Origin of the sequence: Cohnella soli (assembly GCF_042655525.1) — a bacterium.
In the GTDB taxonomy this organism is placed as follows: Bacteria; Bacillota; Bacilli; order Paenibacillales; family Paenibacillaceae; genus Cohnella; species Cohnella soli.
On the sequence record NZ_JBHSMI010000066.1, the window covers coordinates 1 to 5268 of the forward strand.

The 5268-nt window shown below is 40.4% G+C and carries 8 protein-coding genes; 6 read left to right on the top strand and 2 right to left on the bottom strand.

Annotated elements, in window-relative coordinates; all coding sequences use genetic code 11:
• Positions 1 to 129: 129 nt before the first annotated feature.
• Entirely contained in the window at positions 130 to 435 is a 306-nt protein-coding gene (locus ACFPOF_RS29460) for a type II toxin-antitoxin system RelE/ParE family toxin (protein ID WP_378139037.1), read from the bottom strand.
• Positions 413 to 697 carry a type II toxin-antitoxin system Phd/YefM family antitoxin gene (locus tag ACFPOF_RS29465; RefSeq protein WP_378139039.1) on the bottom strand — a complete coding sequence of 95 codons (285 nt, stop codon included), beginning with the start codon at positions 695 to 697 and terminating at the stop codon, positions 413 to 415. Before ACFPOF_RS29465 ends, ACFPOF_RS29460 begins: the two co-directional genes overlap by 23 nt.
• 335 nt (positions 698 to 1032) lie before the next feature.
• Between ACFPOF_RS29465 and ACFPOF_RS29470 the strand changes: the two genes are divergently transcribed.
• From ACFPOF_RS29470 to ACFPOF_RS29495, 6 genes are all read left to right on the top strand, one after another.
• Complete coding sequence (locus ACFPOF_RS29470; protein ID WP_378139041.1) at positions 1033 to 1497, top strand: NUDIX domain-containing protein; 465 nt, start codon at positions 1033 to 1035, stop codon at positions 1495 to 1497.
• Between the two features lie 111 nt (positions 1498 to 1608).
• Positions 1609 to 1794 carry a hypothetical protein gene (locus ACFPOF_RS29475; RefSeq protein ID WP_378139043.1) on the top strand — a complete coding sequence of 62 codons (186 nt, stop codon included), beginning with the start codon at positions 1609 to 1611 and terminating at the stop codon, positions 1792 to 1794.
• A 452-nt stretch (positions 1795 to 2246) separates the two neighbouring features.
• Entirely contained in the window at positions 2247 to 2699 is a 453-nt protein-coding gene (locus tag ACFPOF_RS29480; protein ID WP_378139045.1) for a hypothetical protein, read from the top strand.
• Positions 2700 to 2954: 255 nt separating this feature from the next.
• Positions 2955 to 3401, top strand: a complete 447-nt coding sequence (locus tag ACFPOF_RS29485) for a hypothetical protein (protein ID WP_378139047.1) — start codon at positions 2955 to 2957, stop codon at positions 3399 to 3401.
• Between the two features lie 265 nt (positions 3402 to 3666).
• Positions 3667 to 4275, top strand: coding sequence for a hypothetical protein (locus ACFPOF_RS29490; RefSeq protein WP_378139049.1), 609 nt, complete (start codon positions 3667 to 3669; stop codon positions 4273 to 4275).
• A 254-nt stretch (positions 4276 to 4529) separates the two neighbouring features.
• Positions 4530 to 4952: a hypothetical protein gene (locus ACFPOF_RS29495; protein WP_378139051.1), complete on the top strand. Its 423-nt coding sequence runs from the start codon at positions 4530 to 4532 to the stop codon at positions 4950 to 4952.
• Positions 4953 to 5268: the final 316 nt, after the last annotated feature.

Here is a 5268-nt window from a genome sequence, read left to right on the forward strand (position 1 = left end):
CAGGGGAGCGGAATCAGCCGGACACATCCAACTCCCTAACCGCATCGCGGCCGCCCTCCGGGCTTAAGGGAGTTGGACGTCGTGAACACATGAACGTTAGGCGAAATCCGGAGCAACAATTATCAAGATCTAAAGTAAGAAGTCATATTTTCGTTTTGCGTGAAGTACTCTTCGGATTTCCACAAACCCATTTTGAACAACATAGAATACAATATAGCTTTGAATGACTAACATTCTATAATTGAGTAGTTGAAGTCTGGAATCATTAGGAACAGGACCGCTTAATGGAAAGTAAGCGAGAATTGAAATAGACTCATCAAACTGATTGAGGAGTTTTAAGGCGGCCGGGGGATTGTCTAAGGAAACATACTCAATAATATCCGTAATATCCTGTTCCGCGGACGGAAGGTATTTAATCGGAAGTCTTTGTTCCATCAATACGGCTCCTTAATTTACTCATCAAATCAGAATGATCAATTCGTTGAACCAATGGATCAGCACTTTCCTTTTCGGCAACTGCTAATTTTTGATACAATTCAATAACAGCTTGTTGCTTTTCGTAAAGGGCATGACTCATAACGACCAGATCTTCATGACCGTTTTTTGTTATGAATACAGGCTCACCCTCAGTATGACAAACTTCAGAAATGTAATTAAAATTGTTCCGAAGATCAGAAATCGGTTTAATAATTGGCAAGGTCATCACCTCTTCAAGAAATCATTTCACTTCAACAATTTTATCATAATAATGATATTATAAACATGGGGAATAAAGAATTATGTGGGTATCACAATGGACATCGCCTAACACCATGTTCACGCTTCGGGGCATTCGCCCCTCGGTCCGGCCGGAGTTAGATGAGGATTCGAAGAAGTAGTTGACAGTAGCAGGGAAGCGGAATCAGCCGGACACATCCAACTCCCTAACCGCATCGCGGCCGCCCTCCGGGCTTAAGGGAGTTGGACGTCGTGAACACATTAACGTTAGACGAAAGCTTGCAATAGAAATTAAAACACATGGAAGGTGATTTCATGAAGTATATGGAAACCAAAAACCAAACATATCATGTACTTGCTAGAGGTATCATCCTGTCAGATGATTTTATTCTTATTGCACATTGTAAGGGAATGGATAATACATTTCTTCCAGGCGGCCATGTTGAATTTAAGGAAAGTATAAGAAAAACTCTTACCAGAGAGATCATGGAAGAGCTAGGGCAGGAATGTTCTATTCAGCAGTATATTGGATGTGTTGAAGCGGACTTTGAACTCCCTGAATCTTATCATCAAGAAATTAATCATTTATTTATAGTGGCGCTAAATAAGATCAATCATGAAGTGAATCCGACATCTAATGAAAACCATTTAGAATTTTATTGGATTCATAAGAATGATATGGACAAGTATAATCTCCAACCATCCCCGGTAAGGGATTTAATAATGAGATATATTAATAAGGAACAAGGACCGTTTTGGGAAAGCACAATAATGGATTAATAATTGCAAGAGGTTTCGAAGAAGAGCAAGCCATCGTCTAACACCATGTTCACGCTTCGGGCCATTCGGCCCTCGGTCCGGCAGGAGTTAGATGAGGATTCGGAGAAGTAATTGGCAGCAGCAAGGAAGCGTAATCAGCCGGACACATCCGCACCGACTAAGCGCATCGCGCCCGGCGACTCCATCGCCTTAAGTCGGTGGGACGTCGTGAACACATTAACGTTAAGTGAAATTACCGCTAGAGCGAATTATGTAAGCATGATCGATGAAGCCGAATTTGAAGAGCGAGTTTTGTAAGCATGATCGACGAAGCCGGATTTGAAGAGCGAGTTTTGTAAGCATGATCGACGAAGTCAGGTTTGAAGGGCGAGTTTTGTAAGCATGATCGTCGAAGCTATGTTTGAAGAGCGCGTTGTGTAAGATGATCGACGAAGTCAGGTTTGAAGGGCTAGTTTTGTAAGGATGATCGACGAAGCCGGATTTGAAGAGCGAATTAGTAAGCACCTCGAGGAAGGCGGTAACATCACTTAACACCATGTTCACGCATCGGGCCATTCGGCCCTCGGTCCGGCAGGAGTTAGATGAGAGTTCGGTGAAGTAATTTGCAGCAGCAGGGAAGCGGAATCAGCCGGACACATCCGCACCGACTAAGCGCATCGCGCCCGGCGACTTCGTCGCCTTAAGTCGGTGGGACGTCGTGAACACATTTACGTTATCGGAAATCCTTGCGAAAGGAAGATAAAAAACAAGTGAACAAAAGAATCCTCATTATATTAATCACAATCTTACTAACTGGTTGTAACGTGAGTAAGCCAATACCTGATAAATCTATGTTTAAAGTAGATTTTGAGATTCCTGGAAGTATACAGGCAGGACAGGAAGTTATCGCTAAAGCATATCTAACAAACATATCTAAACGTTCTTGGAGTATTTTTCATGGTGTTGATATATTTACGGTTGGAATTACTAATAATGAAGGAAAACTCCTAAAAGAAAATGACACTTTAATTGTCATTGCGTTAGGGATCTCATCAGATTTAAAACCAAACAAACAATACTCATTAGAAGACGGGACTGAACAGTTCCGGGAATTGAAAATTTCAGTTCCTGGGATTTATTATGTAACGATAAATGCAAAGTTTAGTATAGATGATAAGGATTTTTTGATAAAGTCAGAAACCAAAAAAATAATTGTTAAGTAGGTATTTCGAAGAAGACAAGGACTTCCGATAACACCATGTTCACGCTTCGGGCCATTCGGCCCTCGGTCCGGCAGGAGTTAGATGAGGATTCGGAGAAGTAATTGGCAGTAGCAAGGGAGCGGAATCAGCCGGACACATCCGCACCGACTAAGCGCATCGCGCCCGGCGACTTCGTCGCCTTAAGTCGGTGGGACGTCGTGAACACATGAACGTTAACTGAAATCGCCCTAAGGAATAAAAAAGGAGATAAACGAAATGAAAATAGAACTTACCAAAAAACAATACAGAGATTTAATTGAATTATTATTTCTTGGGAACTGGCTTGCTAATGCTTCTCGGACAGGAGCTGAAGGCGATGAAAGATTGGAAAAGTATGAAGAAATTCAATATTTCATATTATCTTATGCAAAACAATTTCAAGCAGATGATGTTGTTAAGGCAGAAGGCAATGAATTTTATTCAACCATGGATTTCGAAGAAAAGCTAATGCCGGTAGTTGAAGAATATGATGACTACACATTTTGGGAACAGATTTCAATGAAATTAGCCAAAAGGGATTTATTGAGAGAAATCGGACCGGTTAGTAATTTGAAGGAAGAACATAAAGAACGAATGTATGAAATAGAAGAACAATATGAAATAGAGTTTGAAAAGAATGGTCTAAAGAATCTTACATTAATAAAGCAGGAAAAGAAGAAGTAAGCTTGTAGGTTTTACAGGAAGAGGGCGACATCAGTTAACACCATGTTCACGCTTCGGGCCATTCGGCCCTCGGTCCGGCAGGAGTAAGATGTAGCTTCGGAGAAGTAATTGGCAGTAGCAGGGAAGTGGAATCAGCCGGACACATCCGCACCGACTAAGCGAATCGCGCCCGGCGACTTCGTCGCCTTAAGTCGGTGGGACGTCGTGAACACATGAACGTTATACGAAAACTTGGCAACTGCTATTAAGAGAGAGGATCGGTCGCATGGTTCAATTAATGCTTCTTGAAATAGATTCAACACCTTTCGAAGACGATATTGAATACAAGATTTCACAATGTGTTCGCACAAACAATAACATCACGATAATAATAGATATTGTATACACATTTGAATATGAAGTAATTCAATCTTGGGAAATTACTTGCACAGAAGTAGAAGAACATGAAATAGAATTAAGTAACAATCAGAGAATGCTTTTCACTGAAGATCATGTACTTCTATGGGAATACAAACATCAAAGCTTTGATCTTTTTCTAACAAATAAGGCGATAAATACAAATGAAATCGTAGGACATTTATATAAAATACATGAAGAACTGACAGAAGGCTGGGTACCATTCGGAACATATTTCAATAAACTAAATAAGAATATTCTTGATATAGGTCAAGGCTTATTTGCTACAGGCCCTAATCCAATTATTATTGAGTACGAGAATGTTTTGAATTTTTATAGTATTAAGAGCTCTAAAATTCCTTGTAATAATATGAAACAATGGAATGATGGAAAGTTCGAAATTGTAAATAATAAAGCATTAATATTTGATGAGTCGTACTTAATCGCAAAGAACTTTATTGCTAAGAGACTTTATTAGTATTTCAAGGAAGGCCAAGTCTTCGTATAACACCATGTTCACGCTTCGGGCCATTCGGCCCTCGGTCCGGCAGGAGTTAGATGTGGATTCGGAGAAGTATTTGGCAGCAACAGGGAAGTGGAATCAGCCGGACACATCCGCACCGACTAACCGCATCGCGGCCGGCGACTTCGTCGCCTTAAGTCGGTGGGACGTCGTGAACACATTAACGTTAACTGAAATCGCCCTAAGGAATAAAAAAGGAGATAAACGAAATGAAAATAGTACTTACCAAAAAACAATACAGAGATTTAATTGAATTATTATTTCTTGGGAACTGGCTTGCTAATGCTTCTCGGACAGGAGCTGAAGGCGATGAAAGATTGGAAAAGTATGAAGAAATTCAATATTTCATATTATCTTATGCAAAACAATTTCAAGCAGATGATGTTGTTAAGGCAGAAGGCAATGAATTTTATACAACCATGGATTTCGAAGAAAAGCTAATGCCGGTAGTTGAAGAATATGATGACTACATATTTTGGGAACAGATTTCAATGAAATTAGCCAAAAGGGATTTATTGAGAGAAATCGGACCGGTTAGTAATTTGAAGGCAGAACATAAAGAACGAATGTATGAAATAGAAGAACAATATGAAATAGAGTTTGAAAAGAATGGTCTAAAGAATCTTACTTAATAAAGCAGGAAAAGAAGAAGTAAGCTTGTAGGTTTTACAGGAAGAGGGCGACATCAGTTAACACCATGTTCACGCTTCGGGCCATTCGGCCCTCGGTCCGGCAGGAGTCAGATGTGGATTCAAGGATGCAATTGGCAGTAGCAGAGAAGTGAATTCAGCCGGACACATCCGCACCGACTAAGCGCATCGCGCCCGGCGACTTTGTCGCCTTAAGTCGGTGGGACGTCGTGAACACATTTACGTTATATGAAATACGAGCAAATCAATTAATCAAGAGATCATTTGAAGGAGATTAAGATGAACTCTTTATCTGTTC